The sequence below is a fragment of the Stenotrophomonas sp. MYb57 genome (assembly GCF_002966815.1).
Lineage (GTDB): Bacteria > Pseudomonadota > Gammaproteobacteria > Xanthomonadales > Xanthomonadaceae > Stenotrophomonas > Stenotrophomonas indicatrix.
Genome location: NZ_CP023271.1, coordinates 2,312,841 through 2,330,877 on the forward strand (window position 1 = coordinate 2,312,841; position 18,037 = coordinate 2,330,877).

The window sequence follows — 18,037 nt, forward strand, 5'->3', positions numbered from 1 at the left end:
GTGAAGCCGGCCGCGCGGTGCGGCCCATGGGGTAGGGAGTGCAAGCGGCGTGCCAGCACCGGCGCGGGCCGGTGCCGGAATTCCGTCAGCTGCCCAGGCGCAACAGGCTGTTGGCGCTGCGCGCGTTGTCATCGCCGTGCTTGATCACCTGCACCTGCATTTCGTACTGGCGCTGCAGCTGGATCATCTGCACCAGCGCGCCGGCGGCATCGACGTTGCTGCCTTCCAGCTGGCCACTGTGCACCGCCGTGCCCTGCGCCTGGGCGAACGGCTGCAGCGGATCGGTATTGCGGAACAGGCCATCCAGGCCGCGTTCGAGGCGATCATCCGGCGCCTGCACCACCTTGATCCGGCCGATCATCGCCATCGTCTGCGGGCCTTCGCCCTGCGGGATGATCGAGATCGTGCCGTCGTTGCCGATCTCCATCGCCTGGTAGGGCGGAATCGCGATCGGGTTGTTGTTGTCGTCCAGCACCGGACGGCCGCTGGAGGTCACCAGCTGGCCGTTCGGGGTCACCGATAGTGCGGCGCCACGGGTGTAGGCCTCGCTGCCATCGGTGGACTGCACGGCAAGCCAGGTGCCGGTCTGCAACGACAGGTCCAGCGGCTTGCCGGTGATGTGCTGCGCGCCGGCCGTGCGGTTGAAGCCCGCATCGACATGCAGTGCATCCACCCGCGAGGCAAAGCCCGGGCCACGGATCGGGAAGGCTTCGGTGTTGGCCAGCGCTTCCTTGAAGCCGGGGGTGTCCGAGTTGGCGAGGTTGTGGCTGAGCGTTCCCTGCGCCTGCAGGGAGGCGCGGGCACCGGTCATCGCCACGTAAAGGGCTTTATCCATGCGGGGAGTTCCGTGACAGGGTCAGCAGGTCATCAACGGATGTTGATGACGGTCTGGGTGATCTGGTCCTGGGTCGTGATCATCTGCGCGTTGGCCTGGAAGTTGCGCTGCGCGGTGATCATGTTGACCAGCTGTTCGGTCAGGTCGACGGTGGAGGATTCCAGCGAACCGGCCTGGATCTTGCCGAGGTTGGAGGTGTCGGCGGCGCCGGTGCGCGGCGTGCCCGAATCGAAGGTCTCCACCCACAGGTTGTTGCCCTTCTGTTCCAGGCCCTGCGGATTGTTGAAGCTGGTCAGTGCAACCTGGCCCAGCGGCTTGTCGTCGCCGTTGGAATAGCGGGCGAACACCACGCCGGTTTCCGAAACGGTGATCTCGTTGAGCTTGCCGGCCGCGTAGCCATCCTGCTGGGTGTTGCGCAGGGCGAACTTCTCGCCGTACTGGGTCGAGCCGCTCACATCCAGCGTCATGTTCAGCACGCCGGCGCCGGTGGTCGGGGTGAAGGTGCCCAGGCTGATCTTGCCGTTGGCCGGTGCGGTCAGCTTGCCGGCGTTGTCGAAGGTCAGCGGGGTGGGCGTACCGGCCGGCTGGCCATCGACGTAGTTGTGCACCGTCCAGGCGTTGGTGGCCGCTTCCTTGACGAAGTAGGACACCTGGGTGTGGCTGACGCCCAGCGAGTCATACACGGTGATGCCGCCGCTGGAATGGCTGTAGCTGTTGGAATTGGTGGGGTCGAAGGTGGTCACCGTCGGCTGCTTGGCATTGCCCGGCAGGGTGAAGCCGACCTTGACCTCGCTGGTCTGCTTGGGCGGGCTGTCGGTGGTCAGCAGCTGCAGATCGACCAGGCGGCCGGCGTCGAAGTTGGTGCCGTCGGCGTTCGGAGCGAACACCTGCAGGCGTGCGCCCTGCGGGTTGACCACGTAGCCGGCGGCGTCGGTCTGGAAGTTGCCGGCGCGCGAGTACACGCGTGCACCGTTCATGTTCATGGTGAAGAAGCCCTCACCGGAAATGGCCATGTCCAGGCTGCGGCCGGTCTGCTCGTTGTTGCCCTGGATGAACTGCTGGGCCACGTTGGAGACGCGCACGCCCGAACCGATCGCGTTCTTGGACAGGCCGTAGCTGGTGGCGGCAAACAGGTCGGCGAATTCCGCACGCGACTGCTTGAAGCCGGTGGTGTTGACGTTGGCCACGTTGTTGGCGGTGACGCTCAGGTCCGAGTTGGCAGCGTTGATGCCGGACAGGGAAATGTTGAAGCCCATGGGATGCTCCTGTTGGATGCGGTAGGTGCGGCTCAGCTGACGCGGAGCACGTAGTCGAGAGGGGCCGTGCCCAGGCCCTTGAGGTTCAGGTAGAGGCCGTCGGAACCGACGGTCACGCTTTCCACCGGTGCCTGCACGAAGGTGGACAGCTTGGTGCTCTTGCCGGTGGTGTCGACGTGGTTGGCGACGATGTTGTACTTGCCCGGCTCCATGCGCTTGCCGTTGGCATCCTTGCCATCCCAGGTGAACGCGGTCTCGCCGGCGGCCTTGGCTTCAACGCTGATCGAGGTGACCTTGGCGCCGTTGGCGTCGGTGACGTCCACGGTGACGATGCCGGCGGCCGGCGCGGCAACCGTGCCCTCCACCGAACCTTCCTTCTCCAGCACCAGCTTTTCCGACGGCACCAGCACCTGGTGGCCGACCAGGGCAGCGCCACGCAGCACCTGGTCGCTGGCCATCGACTCCTGGAAGCCCTTCACCGACTTGTTCAGATCGGTGATGCCCTGCACGGTCGACATCTGCGCCATCTGCGAGACCATCTGCGTGTTGTCCATCGGCTTCAGCGGATCCTGGTGCTGCAGCTGCTCGGTCATCAGGCGCAGGAAATCGGCCTGGTCCAGCGTGTTCTTCTTCTTGGTGGCGTTGCTGTTGGGGGCGTTCAGGCCGAGTGCGGCGTAGACGTCCTGGTTGCTCTGGTTGTTGACGGCAGTGGTCATGGCGGTGTCCGGTGCAGCGGGCCTCAGCGGCCCATGGTCAGGGTGGCCAGGGCCAGTTCCTTGGCGGTGGTCAACATCTCCACGCCGGCCTGGTAATTGCGCGAGGTCGAGATCAGGTTGACCATCTGCGCCACCGGATCGACGTCGGGCTGGTAGATGTAGCCATCGCCGTCGGCCAGCGGATGGCCCGGCTCGTAGCGCTTGATCGGCGCCGCGTTGCTCTGGGTGATCTCCTTGACCTGCACCGAGGTGATGTTCGGATCGGTCTTGCTGGTGACCGCCTGGAAGATCGGTTCCAGCGGCTTGTACACCGCGTCGGCCGAGCCGGCGATGCTGTCAGCGTTGGACAGGTTGGAGGCGATGGTGCTCATGCGCACCGACTGCGCCTGCAGCGCGGAGCCGGCGATATCGAAGATCGGCAGGTTGCTCATGGCTTATTGCCCCGTGATCGCGGTGAGCATGGAACGCACCTTGCTTTCGACGAAGCTCAGCGAAGCGCGGTATTCCAGTGCAGCGCGGCCATAGGCGGCGCGTTCGGCATCGGGGTCGACGGTGTTGCCGTCGATGCTGGGCTGTACGCCCTCGCGGGCCACCTGGAACGGGTTGAGGCCACTACCGATTTCGTAGTGCTGCTCGTTGGTGGTGGTCATCAGGCCGTTGGCATCCAGCCCCTGCGCATGGCGAAGGGCCGAATCGAAGTCCAGGTCCTGGGCCTTGTAGCCGGGGGTGTCGGCATTGCCGAGGTTGCTGGCGATCAGCTTCATGCGCTGTTCGCGCAACGGCATTGCCTGGGCATGGACGCCCAGGTAGTCGGTAATCAGGTTGCGCACGGTGCACTCCCACGGGAACGTTGCCCGGGAAGCTGCAAGCGGTGTGCCAGAACCGTGGTGCGCAACATCGCGCTCGCCGGGCATGGCCCGGCGCTACCGTGGGTCGGAGCAGGTGTCTGGTGGCGCCGGGCCATGCCCGGCGCAGACGCGTGCGGCGGCCTTACGCCGCCATCGCCACCTTGCGCAGGCGGTCCAGCACGAAGTCGGCCAGCTCGTGCGGCGAATACTTGGCGACGAAGGCGTTGGCACCCACGCGCTCGACCATCGCATTGTTGAATACGCCCGACAGCGAGGTATGCAGCAGCACGTACAGCCCGGACAGGCCGGCATGGCGCCGGATTTCCGTCGTCAGCGTGTAGCCGTCCATGGCCGGCATCTCGATGTCCGAGATCACCATGGCGTAGCGTTCGGCCGGGTTTTCACCCGAGGCATGGATCTGCAGCAGGTGGTCCAGCGCCTGTTTGCCGTCCGAGAGCAGGGTCGCGCCCACCCCCAGCTGGTCCAGCACGCTGCGGATCTGCTGGCGCGCCACCCGCGAATCATCCACCACCAGCACCTGCAGCTGCGGGGCGTCGGCGGGCATCGCCATGGCCGGGTCGAGCACGGCCTCACCGCGCACCTGGGCGATGTCGGCCAGCACGCTTTCCACGTCGATCACCTGGATCAGCTCGCCCTGGAAGCGGGTCACCGCGGTCAGGTAGCTCGATTCAGCGCCCAGTTCCGGCGGCGGGTGGATGTCTTCCACCGCGATGTTGACGATGCGCTCCACGCCGCTGACCAGGAAGCCCTGGATCGAGCGGTTGAACTCGGTCACCACCAGGTAACCGGGTGCGGTGTCCGCATCGGGCTCGCGTTCGGGGTGGCCGATGGCCAGGCCCAGGTCCAGCACCGGCACCGAACGGCCGCGCACGTCGGCCACGCCGGCGAACTGGCCGGGCAGGCCGGGCACCTGGAACAGTTCCGGGCGGCGCAGCACTTCCTGCACCTTGAAGACATTGACGCCAAAAAGCTGACGTCCGCCGAGGCGGAACAGCAGCAGCGCCAGGCGATTGTGGCCGGCCAGTCGGGTTCGCTGGTCGATCCGGTTGAGCAGGTCATGGGACATGGCTGCTGTATCGGCGCGGGCAGGGGGGAACTTGAGGGCGAGTGCAGCGCCGCGGCCGGGAAGCTGTCCGCCCTGTGCCTGTGGCACGCAGCTTGCACGCGTCTGGGCCAGGTCTTACCGACAGGAGGCGCCATGCGCCGCATTGCTTCTTTCCTTGCCATTGCAATGGCCGTGGCCGCGCCGTGGGCAACCGCAGCCGACTGGCAGCCGGTGGCCAGCATCCGTGCTGCCGCGTTGTCGACCCTGGCCGCCGGCACTGAAGGTGAGGCCGTGGTTGCCGATGCGCTGCGTCTTCCAAAATGCGGCGGCGCGTTGCAGGTGCAGCCCACGGCAAACACCACCGTGGAAGTGAGTTGCCCCGACGCCGGTGGCTGGCGCCTGTTCGTGCCGGTGAAGGTGCGCCGCAACCAGACCGTGCTGGTGCTGACCCGAGGCATCGGCACTGGAGAATCCATCGCCGCTGCCGATATCAGTACTGCCCAGCGTGACGCGGCACGGATTGCCGGCGCAGTGCTGGCCGATCCTGCCGCAGCGATCGGCCGCATCGCCCGTCGGCCGTTGCCGGCAGGAACACTGTTGTCGAGCAACGATCTGGTTGCACAGCGTCTCATCAAGCGAGGAGACAGTGTGGCACTGGTATCGCGGCGTGGTTCGGTCGAGGTCCGCATCGCCGGCCGCGCACTGGGCGATGCCGGGCAGAACGAGCGCGTCTCGGTGGAAAACCTGTCCTCGCGCCGTATCGTGCAGGGCACGGTGGACGCGACCGGTGACGTAATCGTGGCGCGTTGAAATAATGCAGAATTCCCCTAAAGATCACGGCCCTGCGGCCGTTATCCCTTGTGTACGGCAACTCCAGGACACCCCATGAGCCAGAAAATCGACGGCAACCTGCAGGTCCCCCAGGCACTGCGCAGCGTGACCACCCCGGCCGCCAAGCCCGGCGTCAGCACCGATTCGGCGGCACGTCCAGTCGAGGCGGCCGACAGCCTGCGCCTGACCGGCGAAGCCACCAACCTGCAGGCCATCGAGCGTGAGCTGAGCACCGCCCCGGCGATCGACGCCCAGCGTGTTGCAGCGGTGCGCGAATCGCTGCAGAACGGCACCTACAAGATCAATCCGGACGCGATCGCTTCGCGCATGCTTGAACTGGACCAGCAGCTGCAAGGATGACCGCGGCGATGAGCGAGCCGCTGCAGCGCCTTGCCCAGGCCCTGGACGTTGAACGCCAGGCCCTGGTCGAGCACGACGTGCACGCCCTGATCCGTGCCACCGGCGCGAAGCTGGAAGCGCTGCGTGCGCTGGAAGGCGCGCCACCGGTGGGCGAGGGCGAGCAGCTGCAGGAACTGGCCGAGCGCAACCGCGCCAACGGGGTGCTGCTGTCGCGGCGCCGGCGCGAGGTCAACTGGGCACTGCGCCAGATGGGCCGCACCGAAGAGTCCTCGGCATACGATGCCAAGGGCCAGTCGCATACCGTCACCGCGCGGCGGCCACTCGCCGTCGCCTGACAGGACCGGCGGTCGGCTGACCGCCCGATGGCGGCTGTAGGCCGCCGCGTGAACGCGTATATTGGGCGCCTGTTTGATCGCCCCGAGCCGCCGTGTCTGCCGCCAACGTTCTGGTTACCGCCCCCCTTCCGCCGCAACCGGTGCTGCAGGCCCTGCTTGAGCGCCTGCGCGAAGGCCTGCTGCTGTTCACCGAAGATGGGCAGGTCGCCCTGGCCAACCCGGCCGCGCAGAGCCTGCTGGGCAGCGATGAAGGCACCTTGCCGCCGCCACAGCGCCTGCGCCAGCTGCTGCCGCCGGATGCGCTGGAACATGCGCGCCAGCACGGTCACTGGAACGGCAGCCTGCCGCTGGGCGAGGGCGTGGTCATCGCCCATCTGTACTTCCATGGCGAACCCGGTTCGGGGCACTACCTGGCCTTGTTCCGCCATATCGAAGGCCAGGAAGACTACGAACGCGAACTGCAGCAGCGCCATGCCGAACTGCGCCAGGCCTACCTGCGCTTGAACGGCACCCAGGAAAAGCTGCTGCAGTCGGAGAAGATGGCGTCCATCGGCCAGCTTGCCGCCGGCGTGGCGCACGAGATCAACAACCCGATCGGCTACGTGCATTCCAACCTGGGCAGCCTGCAGGAATACCTGCGCAGCCTGTTCACGGTGATCGAAGCCTACGAACGCGCCCTGCGTGCGCCCGACCCGAAGGCGCTGATTCCGGAAATCGACGATATCCGTGACCGCCTGGACATCGATTTCATCAGCCGCGACCTGCCGCAGCTGATGGCCGAGTCACGCGAAGGCATCGAGCGTGTCACCCGCATCGTGCGCGACCTGAAGGACTTCTCCTATTCCGGCCGCGACGAATCGTGGAAGCTGGTCGACCTGCATTCCGGCCTTGAATCGACCATCAACATCATCTGGAACGAGCTCAAGTACAAGGTGCACCTGGTGCGCGAGTTCGGCCAGCTGCCGCTGGTGGAATGCCTGCCCTCGGAGTTGAACCAGGTCTACATGAACCTGCTGCTCAACGCCGGCCACGCCATCGCCGAGCGCGGCACGATCACCGTGCGTACCGGCGTGGACGGCGACACGGTGTGGGTCGAGTTCGAAGACACCGGCGGTGGTATTTCGCCGGAACTGCGCCAGCGCATCTTCGATCCGTTCTTCACCACCAAACCGGTGGGCAGCGGTACCGGCCTGGGCCTGTCGATCTCCTACAGCATCATCAACAAGCACCACGGCCGCATCGATCTGGACAGCACCCCAGGCGTCGGCTCGCGCTTCCGCCTGGTGCTGCCGATCAAGCAGCCGCGCTGAAGCAGCACGGTAGTGCCGGCCGCTGGCCGGCAACCCGATGAACCTGGAAACCCCGCATCTGCCGGCCAGCGGCCGGCACTACCCGTGTGCGGGGTTCAGCGCAGCGGCGAACGATCCTCACCGCCGTCGGCCGGCTCGACAGCCGCCAGGCCACCGTTGCTGCGCCGCTGTTCCTCGTAGGTGCGGAAGGCCTGGTGGATGTGCTTGCGCAGCTCGTCGTCGTTCCACGGCTTGGTCAGGAACCGGTAGATCGCACCGCGGTTGATCGCATCGGTCACCGTGTTGAGGTCGGTGTAGCCGGACAGCACCAGCCGGATCGTGTCCGGGTACAGCATCTTCACCCGGCCCAGGAACTCGGTGCCGCTCATGTCGCTCATGCGCTGGTCGGACAGGATCACCTGCACATCGTTGATGGCCAGCAGATCGAACGCATCGCGCACGTTGCCTGCCGCCAGGATGCGGTACCCGTCGCGGCGGAAGAGGCGCACCAGCGAGCGCAGCACGTTCTCCTCGTCATCCAGCAGCAGCAGGGTGCGGTCCGGCCGGGTTTCGGCGAACGCTTCGGGGCGCAGGTAGCGGCGGCGCAGGGTCATGCCGGCGGCATCGGCGGACATCGGTTCGCCGAACAGGTAGCCCTGGAACACGTCGCAGTCGTTGCGGCGCAGGAAGCCCAGCTGTGCCTGCGATTCCACGCCGTTGGCGATCACCGTCATGCCCAGCTGGTGGCCCATCGCAATGATCGCGCGAGCGATCGCCGCTTCACGGTTGCCGGCCGGGGCGCTCTTGATGAAGCTGCGGTCGATCTTCAGCTTGTCCACCGGGTAGCGCACCAGCGCGCTCAGGCTTGAATCGCCGGTGCCGAAATTGTCCAGGCTCAGGCTGATGCCTTCGTTGCGCAGGTTGGCCAGGGTTTCGTGCACGAAGTTGACGTTGTTGGTCAGCGCGCTTTCGTTGATTTCCAGCGTCAGCATCTGCGCCGGCACGCCGGACGCCTGGATCACGCCCATCACTTCGGCAAAGAAATTCGGGCGCAGCAGCTGCAGGGTGGACACATTCACCGCGATGGTGAAGTCATCAAAGCCCTGGTCGCGCCACAGCCGGGCCTGCTTCAATGCACCCTCCAGCACCCACGTGCCAATCTGCACGATGATGCCCAGGCGCTCGGCGGTGCGCATGAAACGCTCCGGCACCAGCATGCCCAGGGTCGGCGACTGCCAGCGCAGCAGCGCCTCCATGCCCACCACATGGCCATCGCGGGCACTGACCAGCGGCTGGTAACGCAGCTTCAGTTCGCCGTTGGGAATGGCATCGACGATCTGCCGCGCGATGATGCTCTCGCTGTGCGCGCTCGGCGGCGTGTCCACCGCATGGATGCGCACCGCATTGCCGCCTTCGCGGGCGGCCTGGTACAGCGCATCCTCGGCATGGTCGAGCAGGCGCGAGGCATTGCTGGCGTGCTCCGGGCACAGGCTCACCCCCAGCTTGCCGGTCATGAACAGCGTATAGGGCAGTACCGACAGCGGCAGTTCCATCTGCTGGCGGATCTCTTCGGCGAAATCCTCGGCCAGGGGCAGATCGGCGGTGCGCGGCACGGCAATCAGGAACTCATCGCTGCCATGCCGCCACAGCATGCCGCGTCCGCGCAGGTAGGACTGCAGGCGCTGGGCCACCAGCACCAGGGCCTGGTCACCAACCTCCGCGCTCATGTTCTCGTTGACCGAGGCGAAGTGGTCGATGTCCACATGCATCAGCATCAGCGGGGTACCACCGGAGGCGGCTTCGGCGACCATCGCCTGCAGCTCGGGGTTGCCGGCGCCGAGGCGATCAGGTGCATCATCGATGCTGACCGGGGGCAGGTTGGGGTTCCACATGGGCTCAGTATTCCGCTGACTCGACGGCCGCCGTAACAGCGGCCTGGTAAGGAAGGTGGACATCGACGAGGGTACCGGCGCCATGCGCCGACTCGATCCGCACGTGGCCGCCCACGCTCTGCGCGCGCTCGCGCATCACGATCAGGCCCAGGCCGCGCGGGCCATCGGGGTCGAACCCTTCGCCATCGTCACGGATCATCAGGTGCAGCCCGCGCTGGTCGACGTCGCGCAGCTGCAGCACCACCTGGCTGGCGCGCGCGTGGCGCAGTGCATTGGTCAGGCTTTCCTGGGCGATGCGGAAGCAGGCCTGCTCGATGCTGTTGTCCGGGCGCGTGGGCAGCGATTCGATCTCGGCCTGCAGCTCGACGGTGGACGAGCGGAACAGCACGCGTGCCTGCCAGCTCAATGCCGCCTCCAGGCCCAGCGCATCCAGCTGCGGCGGCCGCAGCAGGGTGGAGATGTCGCGCAGCTTGGCAACGGTGGTATCAGCCAGGCTGACGATCTGCGCCAGGTCCTCGCCGCGCCGCTGCGCATCGTCCTCGTCCTGCGCCGCATAGGCCGACAGCTTGATCGCGGTGATCGCCTGGCCGATGTCATCGTGCAGGTCGCGCGAGATTGCCCGGCGCTCGTCCTCCTGCAGCGAGAACAGGCGGCCGGCCATCGCCTGCAGCTCGCGGTTGCTGGTCTCCAGCGCGCTTCGGGTCTGTTCGGATTCACTCAGGTCGCGCACGATCAGCAGCTTGCAGTCGCGGCCGCCGTAGCGCACGTCGCCCACCGCAATGCCAGCCTGGAAGCTGCGGCCATCGGCGCGCTGCATGGCCACCACGCTGCTGTGGCCCGGGCTGTGCTGCGGCTGCCCAGCGCGCATCTGCGCGCGCATCCGGGCCAGGTCGCCGCCTGCCACCAGGGCCGACAGCGGCTCGCCCAGCAGCGTGTGGCTGCCGTAGCCGAACAGGCCGGCCGCCCACGCATTGGCATACAGCACATGTTCGTCGGACAGGATCACCACGCCATCGGGCAGCACCCGCACCAGCTCGCGGAACTGCTCTTCGCGTTCGCGCAACAGGCGCCGCGACTGCTCACGCTCGGTCACGTCCTGCAACGTGCCCAGTATCCGGTCACGTCCGGCTTCATCCACGCCGCTGGCGGCACGCAGGTGTACCATCAGCGCACGGCCATCCATTGCCAGTACCGGCAGCAGCACGTCCACCTGCACCTGCTCACCCGAGCACAGCTCGGCCAGCACCTGGTCGGTCTGTGCGGCCGTGGCCGGGTCGGCTGCCACCAGCAGCTCGTCGAAACGGTGCCAGCGTCGCGCCTCGGGCGGGCGACGGCCCAGCAGGCGATAGACCTGGTTGGAGTAACGGCCCTGGCCGGTGGACGGGTCCAGCTCCCACGCGCCGATCCGGGCCAGCTCGTGGGCTTCTTCCACGCGGGCCAATGCCTGGTCGCGCCGCAGTTGGGCCAGGTCTTCGGCCGTGCGGTCGATGGCGATCAGCAGGCGCGCAGTGTGGCCGTCGTAGTCGATCGCGTTCGAACGCAGTTCCATCTGCCGCAGGCTGCCATCACGCAGCTGCAACTGCGCGCGCAGGATGCACAGCTGGTCGGGCGCGCCGCGGATCTCCTCCAGCTTGGTCTGCAACGCCTGGTCCTGGCCGGGTGGCCAGAGCACGTCGATGGTCTGCGCCAGAAGCGCGTCGCGGTCCCAGCCGAAGGTGGTGCAGGCCGCCGGATTGGCATCGAGGATGGCCAGGCTGTCCAGGTCATACACCAGGATCGGGCCCGGGTTGCCCTCGAACATCTGCCGCAGGCGGAGTTCGGAGGCCTGCAGGCGGGCATGGGTGTGCAGCACGTGCTCGGCCAGCGGCCGCAGCAGCAGGTACAGCAGGCCGGCGCTGGCCAAAGCAAAGAACGCGCCCTTCATGCTCTGCCAGAGCGCCGCCTGCTGCGGGTCGGGCACCAGCGCGGTCACCGCGCCGTCGGTGGCGATCATCCAGGCCAGCGCCATCGCCAGGTAGCTCAGCACGATGCGCCGACGGTCGCGCCCCAGCGCCTGCGCCATCCGCGGGTCGGGAACAGGGGCGGTGCCGGTCGGTTCTACGGGCATGGACAGGGCAGGGAGGCGGGCAGGGAGAAGGGGTGCGGGCCATCTTACCGCGCAGCTGTGCCCTGGCCACTCAATTATCCGCCGCAGGCGCCGTTAACCACTGCGTGCCCCGCTGTCGGGCGTTTCATCCGGAGCAAGATCGCGTGGACCAAGGGATCATCGCCAGCCTGCTGCAGCATCCGCTCGCCTCGGCGCTGGTCATCGTCGACCGCAGCGGGCGCCCGCTCGCGGCCAATCCGGCTGCGCGCGAGCATGGCCTGCCGGCCACGGTGGCCGCCTACGCGCCGATGCTGGAAGACCTGCGCCTGCTGGCCGCCGACGGTGGCATCGTCGCCTGCACGCTGCCGGGCGGCCCGCGCGGCCACTACGATGGCCACCTGCGCGCCGTGCATGACGGCAGCGGCAACCTGCTCGCCTTCACCCTCAGCGTGCCCGAGCCGGTGCCGGTTGATGGTGGTGGTCGCTGGGAACTTGCACTGGACAGCGCCGGCCACAGCCTGTGGGACTGGGACATCCCCAGCGACCGCGTGGCGCGCACGCCCGCACTGGGTGAGGAAACGGCCACGCAGATACTGGCGCGCGTGCACGCCGACGACATCACCCAGGTGCGCGCCGCGCTGGATGAACACCTGCACGGTGACAGTGAGCAGTACAGCGCCCAGTTCCGCTTCCGCCAGGCCGATGGCCAGTGGCGATGGGTGCTGGACCGCGGCCGGGTGGTGGCCCGTACCGCCGACGGCCAGCCGCTGCGCATGGTCGGCACCCATACCGACATCGAGCAGCAGAAGCAGCTGGAAGCCCTGCTGCAGGAGCAACAGCTGCATCTGCGCGAAGCCCAGCGCATCGCCAGCATGGGCAGCTGGTCGTTCGATCCGCACAGCCGGCAATTCTGGTGGTCGCCGGAACTGCGCTCGCTGCTGGCGCTGCGGCAGGACAGCATCCCGGGGCAGCGACGCTGGCTCAAGCAGCTGCACCCGCGCTCACGTGGTGCACTGCGTGCGGCCTGGCGCCGCCTGTGGCGCGATGGCCGGGCCGCCAACCTCGAACTGGAACTGACCCGCGGCAACGAACCCTCGCAGCATCTGCGGTTGTGGATGCAACCGTTGCTGGACATGGACGGGCAGCCCAAGCGCCTGCTGGGGCAGGTGCAGAACATCACCGAACAGCATCAGACCGATGCCCTCATCCGCTGGCGTACCGAGCTGCTCAACCGCGTGTCCGCGCTGGGTCGCATCGGTGGTTGCGAGATCGAAGTGGCGACGCGCAACATGCAATGGACCGAGGAGTGCTATCGCATCCACGGCCTGCGCAAGGAACCGATCACCCTCGACCAGGCGCTCGCGTTGTATGCCGAGGATTCGCGTGCGGCGTTTGAAGCCGCGCTGGGGCGCATTGCCGGTGGCGGCCTGCCGGAGCAGCTGGATCTGTGCTTCTACCGCCAGTCCGGGTTGCGCGTATGGGTGCAGGTGCTGATCGAACTGGACCGTCGTGATGGCCTGCCGCCGCGCTTTGTGGTCCTGTTCCGTGACATCACCCGCGAGCGCGAAGCAAACGAGCGGATTGAACTGCTTGCCCATTACGATCTGCTGACCGGACTGCCCAACCGGGTGCTGCTGGGCGAGCAGACCTCCGAAGCCATCGAGGAAGCGCGCGATCGCGGCACCTCGCTGGCGATGCTGTTCATCGACCTGGACGGCTTCAAGAACATCAATGACAGCTTCGGCCACGCCACTGGCGATGCGCTGCTGAAGGCCGCCGCGACCCGGCTGCACCAGAACCTGCGCAACAACGACCTGTTCGGCCGCTTCAGCGGCGACGAGTTCATCGTGGTGCTGCGCGACCTGGCCGAACCGGAGGATGCCGGACACGTGGCGCGCAAGCTGATCAATTCGCTGGCCGAGCCGCTGCGCCGTGGCGACACCACCTTGAAAGTGGGCGCCAGCGTGGGCATCGCCATGCTCGGCGAGAGCCAGACCGACTTCGATTCGCTGCTGCGCGCTGCCGACGCGGCGATGTACGCGGCCAAGGAAGCTGGTCGCAATACCTATCAGTATTACAGTCAGGACGCGCTGGCGCGGATCCAGCGCCGGCTGGAGATCGAGCACGGCCTGCACGGCGCCATCGAGCGCGACGAGTTCAGCCTGGCCTACCAGCCACTGCTGCACGCCCATCACGGCGAGCCCCCGGCAATCGAGGCGTTGCTGCGCTGGCATCGTCCGGGCATTGGTTACTGCAGCCCGGCAGAATTCATTCCGATCGCCGAAAAGTGCGGCGAAATCGTCCGCATCGGCGACTGGGTATTGTCCGAAGCCTGTCGCCAGGCAGCCGCGTGGGATCGTGCCGGCCTGCATTTCGAGCGCATCGCCGTAAACGTGTCGGCAGTGCAGCTGCGTGATCGTGGCTTTGCCGAGCGCGTGATCGAGATCTGCCACGCGCACGGCTGGCCGCCGCAGCGGCTGGAGCTGGAGCTGACCGAATCGGCGTTGATCCGTGACACCGACATCCTGCGCCACTGCTTCGATGTGCTGGAACGGCACGGCGTGCCGCTGGCAGTGGACGACTTCGGTACCGGCTTCTCCAACCTCAACTACCTCAACCGTTTCCCGGTCGGCCGCCTGAAGATCGACCGCAGCTTCGTGCAGGGCATGCTGCACGACTCGGGCACCGCCGAGGTGACCCAGGCCATCGTCCATCTTGGCCACGCACTGGGCATGAAGGTGGTGGCCGAGGGCGTGGAAACGCACCAGGAAGAGGACATGCTGCGCCGCCAGGGCTGCGACGAGATCCAGGGCTACCTGTACTCGCGCCCGCTCACACCGCGCGACCTGGCGCAGTGGCTGCGCCAGCAGCACCTCGCCCCAGGCCGCACCGATGCCGCCAGCGAAGTGATGCTGGCGCGCTGAGGCGCCGCGACCCTGCTCTGGTGGGTGCCGACCGTTGGGCAAGCTTTGGTGGGTGCCGACCGTTGGTCGGCACGGATGCCTGAGATCGCGATCAGCTATGCACAGCGCGGATTTACCTGTATTCAGCATCGGGCCGGAAGGACCGCCTCGCTGCTGCCTGCTCGGCAAGTGATTTCAGTTCAGCAAGACGATCCCGCTTGACCAGGTGCGCTGCCTCCCAGCCGCCTTCGACAACCGCGGGCGAGAAACTGTAAATCTCGTTCGGAGCCAGAGGCCCCAGGGAATCGAGTGCATGTGCATGCAAGGGCCGCTCCTCTTCGTCGGTGACGTCAAGATAAGGCCCATCCAAGACGTCCAGCAGGAACGCCAGTTTCCAGTAGCGTTCCGCCGCATCGGCGGGGCCCGGTACATCCGAGTCCGCCGAAACCTGTGCGCCGTGCGGGTCGATGCTGATCTGCACGGCGGTATTCTCCCCACACAACAGAATCTGGCCGAAAGCAGTCACTGCGTAGGCGTGAAATGTATCGGCGTGCTGCAGCGGATTGCCCTGCAGGTAAGTTTCGACAACCCCCGCATACAGGTGGGGATCGACCATGACGAGCCTGTCGTCGCGATAGCGTGCGAACCCGTCGCGTCGCCACAGCGCCAGCAGCAGGTCAGGCAAGACGCCTTCCCATGCCGCAAGTGTTGCCTCGGGAACCTCCTCGCCTTTGGAGCTCACAGTGAAGCTCTGCATGAACGCGTCGGATTCAATGCCCGCTGGTTGCGCTCCCATGCCTGGGGCGGCCAGCGCATTTCCGTCGAAGCCGATTGACAGATAGCCCAGGAACGTCAGCATCGCCTCGGCGTGTGCAAGCTGCGGGGTCGATCCGTGGGATGGAATGGCGGTTGCTTTGCTTCCTGAGACAAGCAACAAGGCGCCCGCTGGAAGGCCGTGCCACGACTCCTCCAGCACCAGATGGCGCTGCAGTGCCTCATCGGCATCATCGTCAAGGATGATGACTGGCGGACCGTCGTGCAGGCACCCCGCGGCCACCTCGACCGCTGCGTCGATCACGCCTGCGTCAGGATCGTACGGATCGATCGGAGCGGAGTAGGGCTGTTGGAACTCTCCAAATGTCTGCAGGGCCTGCTGAAGCGCCTCGAGTGAATCGGGATCCATGGTCAATGGGTGAGGGGGTGCCGGAAGCTGCAAGGCAACTGAAAGGCAGAGGGCTGTGCTGGACATCGGGCGGCAGTCTGATCAGAGCCGGAATCGGCCTGTCACGATGAACGGCGGATTGGCCGAGGTCCATGCAAACAATCCGAAACTGTATGGCTCTGGTGGATCCATCCACGCATGGCGTGGATCTACTGCGGCGCGGCAACCAAGCGCTTCGGAAATTCGGAGCGAAGTCGTGCGCGTACCGCTTCGACCACCTCTACATAGCGTCGGCGCTGGATCAAATAGCCTATGTAGAACAGCACCAGGGCCACCAGCATCGGCCACGCAGCGGGTCGGACGAGGATGACCGGCATCAGCATCAGTGTCAGGCCCAGCGCGAACCAGCTGCACAGCCCGATCACCCGCACCTCCCTGCGCCGTGCATCGATCATCACCCGCCCGCGCATCAGCGGAAAGTAGCGACGGCCAACGCTCGGCACGAAGCTCTCGCGAAAGGCGATACTGCCGTCCGGCAGCGCGCGGAACACCAGGCAAAGCCAGGTATCGGGCGGCAGGTCATGCTCCAGGCCGGCCAGTGAAAGCTGCGCCAGCTCTGCCGGCGTAGCGGCGATGCGCTGGTTGAACAGCGCGATGCCGGTGCGGAAGAAGAACGGCGCCCAGAGGGCCAGCAGCAGGAGTTCGATCAGCAGCAATGCGATCAGGGCGATGGCCATCGGTCTTCCATGAACGGGACCGGGGCATCATGCCACGTGGGCAGTTGCATCCACGCATGGCGTGGATCTACTTCAAGGCACTGCCATCCAACCCCAGGTCCCACGCCAGGCCCAGCACGTCATCGCCGGCTGCCGGCGGGGCAGGGCGCGCGTTGGCCAGTTTCTGCAGCTCCTGGATTTCTTCGCGGGCCACCTCTTCCAGCTGGCGCAGCTGCTCGCGTACACCCGCATTGCGCGGGCGCTCGTTCTCGTTGATCGGGGGCAGGGCGCGGATCAGGGTCATGGTGCGCTTGCAGGATGCATCCAAAGGCGGGTCACACGCAAAGGCCCCGGCAGAACCGGGGCCTCGCACGCTGCCGGACGGGGCAGCGGACATCAGGATCAGAACAGCTCGACCGTACCGGCGCCCATGCTCTGCTGGGCAACCGGCTTGTGCGGCGGGCGCTCCCATTCGCTGCGCAGTTCGCGCAGGCGGTTGCCGGTGCGCTGCAGGGCAGAGGCGATTTCTTCGTCGAACACGCCGCCATTGCGATGCAGCAGTTCCTGCAGGGCCACCGCTTCGCGATTGATCGCGGTCAGGCGGTCCAGGTGGGTATGCACGCCGCCCAGGGCCTGGGTGGCGATGTCCTCGAACTGCAGGGCGCGCACGGCTTCGGCCACGCTGCCATCGATCGAGCGCGCGCAGTCGGACACTTCGCGCATGCCGTCACCCAGCGAAGCGTTGATCTGCGCCACATTGTCCAGCATCGCCGCCGCTTCCTGGCGCGCTTCACGGGAGCGGTCCATATCGCGCGAGGCCATGTGCGAAACCGTCTCGCGGACCTTGGCGATGGCATCCTTGGAGCTGTGCGCCAGCTTGCGGATCTGCTCGTTGAAGGTGGTCGAACGCTCGGACAGGTTGCGGACCTCGTCGGCAACCACGGCGAAACCGCGACCGGCTTCACCGGCACGCGCAGCTTCGATGGCAGCGTTCAGGGCCAGCAGGTTGGTCTGGTCGGCAATCGACTTGACGTCTTCCAGCAGCGCGAAGATGCCGTCCAGGTGCTGCGCCATCTGGTCGATGTGCTGCACGGTGGTGCTGCTCTGACCGCTGACCTGCTCCAGCGCTTCCACCAGCTGTTCCATGCGGTGGCTGGCGTGCTGGGCGAAACGGGCAACGTCGAGGCCGGCGCCGCCTTCGTCACCGGCGCGGTCGACGATGCGTGACAGGGCCTGGCTCTGCTGGCGCGACTTGCGGTTCATGGCATCGAAGCTGCCGCCGAGGCTGGAGACGGCCTGGCGGATCAGGTCGCGGGCGCGTTCCACTTCACCACGCGAACCGTCGATCTCGTTGCCGACGAAGTTGCGCAGTTCGGTCAGCAGCTGGTCCTGCTCACGCAGGACACGGGCATGTTCCGGGGAACGGTGCGCCTGGGCGCGGGCGGTCCACCACGCAAAGCCGAGCCAGCTCAGCGTCATCGTGGTCAGGATCGCCCAACGCAGGGCGACCGGCCATTCGAAACCGATGGCGAAGGGGAGCAGCAGGGTCAGAGCCAGGGGGGCGGCCAGACGGATGAAAATGCGTGAGTACATGGACGTTCTCGGGAGGTGCACGGAGGATGTATCGGCCGTACCCCCTTTCTCTTTAACGTCGATGTGCTCACTGAATGCGCCGGATTTCCGGCGCCGTCCGCCGGGCATGGCCCGGCGCTACCCTCGTGGCGCTCGGACGCCAGCGCCGG

17 protein-coding genes are annotated in these 18,037 nt (G+C 66.6%); 5 read left to right on the top strand and 12 right to left on the bottom strand.

All coding sequences use genetic code 11. The features are described from left to right. Positions 1-85: 85 nt before the first annotated feature. The 6 genes from CLM74_RS10640 to CLM74_RS10665 all read right to left on the bottom strand — a co-directional run bounded on the left by CLM74_RS10640 (position 86) and on the right by CLM74_RS10665 (position 4,742). Positions 86-835 carry a flagellar basal body rod protein FlgF gene (locus tag CLM74_RS10640; RefSeq protein ID WP_025879106.1) on the bottom strand — a complete coding sequence of 250 codons (750 nt, stop codon included), beginning with the start codon at positions 833-835 and terminating at the stop codon, positions 86-88. A 32-nt stretch (positions 836-867) separates the two neighbouring features. Then, positions 868-2,091: a flagellar hook protein FlgE gene (flgE, locus tag CLM74_RS10645; RefSeq protein ID WP_032974827.1), complete on the bottom strand. Its 1,224-nt coding sequence runs from the start codon at positions 2,089-2,091 to the stop codon at positions 868-870. A gap of 32 nt (positions 2,092-2,123) precedes the next feature. After that, entirely contained in the window at positions 2,124-2,807 is a 684-nt protein-coding gene (locus CLM74_RS10650; RefSeq protein WP_025879108.1) for a flagellar hook capping FlgD N-terminal domain-containing protein, read from the bottom strand. Positions 2,808-2,830: 23 nt separating this feature from the next. Beyond that, positions 2,831-3,238: a flagellar basal body rod protein FlgC gene (gene flgC, locus CLM74_RS10655; protein ID WP_025879109.1), complete on the bottom strand. Its 408-nt coding sequence runs from the start codon at positions 3,236-3,238 to the stop codon at positions 2,831-2,833. 3 nt (positions 3,239-3,241) lie between these two features. Beyond that, positions 3,242-3,637, bottom strand: coding sequence for a flagellar basal body rod protein FlgB (flgB, locus tag CLM74_RS10660; RefSeq protein WP_025879110.1), 396 nt, complete (start codon positions 3,635-3,637; stop codon positions 3,242-3,244). A 160-nt stretch (positions 3,638-3,797) separates the two neighbouring features. Then, complete coding sequence (locus CLM74_RS10665) at positions 3,798-4,742, bottom strand: chemotaxis protein (RefSeq protein ID WP_025879111.1); 945 nt, start codon at positions 4,740-4,742, stop codon at positions 3,798-3,800. Positions 4,743-4,874: 132 nt separating this feature from the next. Between CLM74_RS10665 and flgA the strand changes: the two genes are divergently transcribed. The 4 genes from flgA to CLM74_RS10685 all read left to right on the top strand — a co-directional run bounded on the left by flgA (position 4,875) and on the right by CLM74_RS10685 (position 7,557). Then, entirely contained in the window at positions 4,875-5,531 is a 657-nt protein-coding gene (gene flgA, locus CLM74_RS10670; RefSeq protein WP_025879112.1) for a flagellar basal body P-ring formation chaperone FlgA, read from the top strand. A gap of 75 nt (positions 5,532-5,606) precedes the next feature. Continuing rightward, on the top strand, positions 5,607-5,912 hold the full coding sequence (flgM, locus tag CLM74_RS10675) for a flagellar biosynthesis anti-sigma factor FlgM (RefSeq protein ID WP_025879113.1): 306 nt from the start codon (positions 5,607-5,609) through the stop codon (positions 5,910-5,912). Further along, positions 5,909-6,247 (top strand): flagella protein, encoded by a 339-nt coding sequence (locus tag CLM74_RS10680; RefSeq protein ID WP_025879114.1) that lies wholly within the window; start codon positions 5,909-5,911, stop codon positions 6,245-6,247. The genes flgM and CLM74_RS10680 overlap by 4 nt, the downstream gene beginning before the upstream one ends. A 92-nt stretch (positions 6,248-6,339) precedes the next feature. Beyond that, positions 6,340-7,557 (top strand): ATP-binding protein, encoded by a 1,218-nt coding sequence (locus CLM74_RS10685; RefSeq protein WP_025879115.1) that lies wholly within the window; start codon positions 6,340-6,342, stop codon positions 7,555-7,557. Between the two features lie 95 nt (positions 7,558-7,652). On the opposite strand, the gene CLM74_RS10690 is transcribed toward CLM74_RS10685, so the two are convergent. Further along, a complete protein-coding gene (locus CLM74_RS10690; protein ID WP_025879116.1) occupies positions 7,653-9,428 on the bottom strand; it encodes an EAL domain-containing protein in 1,776 nt (591 codons plus the stop codon). Positions 9,429-9,432: 4 nt separating this feature from the next. Beyond that, positions 9,433-11,535 carry a PAS domain-containing sensor histidine kinase gene (locus CLM74_RS10695; protein ID WP_105164010.1) on the bottom strand — a complete coding sequence of 701 codons (2,103 nt, stop codon included), beginning with the start codon at positions 11,533-11,535 and terminating at the stop codon, positions 9,433-9,435. Between the two features lie 143 nt (positions 11,536-11,678). On the opposite strand from CLM74_RS10695, the gene CLM74_RS10700 reads away from it, so the two are divergent. Beyond that, on the top strand, positions 11,679-14,438 hold the full coding sequence (locus CLM74_RS10700) for an EAL domain-containing protein (protein ID WP_025879118.1): 2,760 nt from the start codon (positions 11,679-11,681) through the stop codon (positions 14,436-14,438). Positions 14,439-14,550: 112 nt separating this feature from the next. Here CLM74_RS10700 and CLM74_RS10705 read toward each other — a convergent pair whose 3' ends face one another. The 4 genes from CLM74_RS10705 to CLM74_RS10720 form a co-directional block, all read right to left on the bottom strand. Beyond that, positions 14,551-15,600, bottom strand: a complete 1,050-nt coding sequence (locus tag CLM74_RS10705; RefSeq protein WP_158684132.1) for a GAD-like domain-containing protein — start codon at positions 15,598-15,600, stop codon at positions 14,551-14,553. Positions 15,601-15,788: 188 nt separating this feature from the next. Next, on the bottom strand, positions 15,789-16,316 hold the full coding sequence (locus CLM74_RS10710; RefSeq protein WP_105164012.1) for a hypothetical protein: 528 nt from the start codon (positions 16,314-16,316) through the stop codon (positions 15,789-15,791). A gap of 67 nt (positions 16,317-16,383) precedes the next feature. Continuing rightward, on the bottom strand, positions 16,384-16,599 hold the full coding sequence (locus CLM74_RS10715; protein WP_105164013.1) for a hypothetical protein: 216 nt from the start codon (positions 16,597-16,599) through the stop codon (positions 16,384-16,386). Between the two features lie 98 nt (positions 16,600-16,697). Next, complete coding sequence (locus tag CLM74_RS10720) at positions 16,698-17,888, bottom strand: methyl-accepting chemotaxis protein (protein ID WP_025879122.1); 1,191 nt, start codon at positions 17,886-17,888, stop codon at positions 16,698-16,700. Between the last annotated feature and the right edge of the window lie 149 nt (positions 17,889-18,037).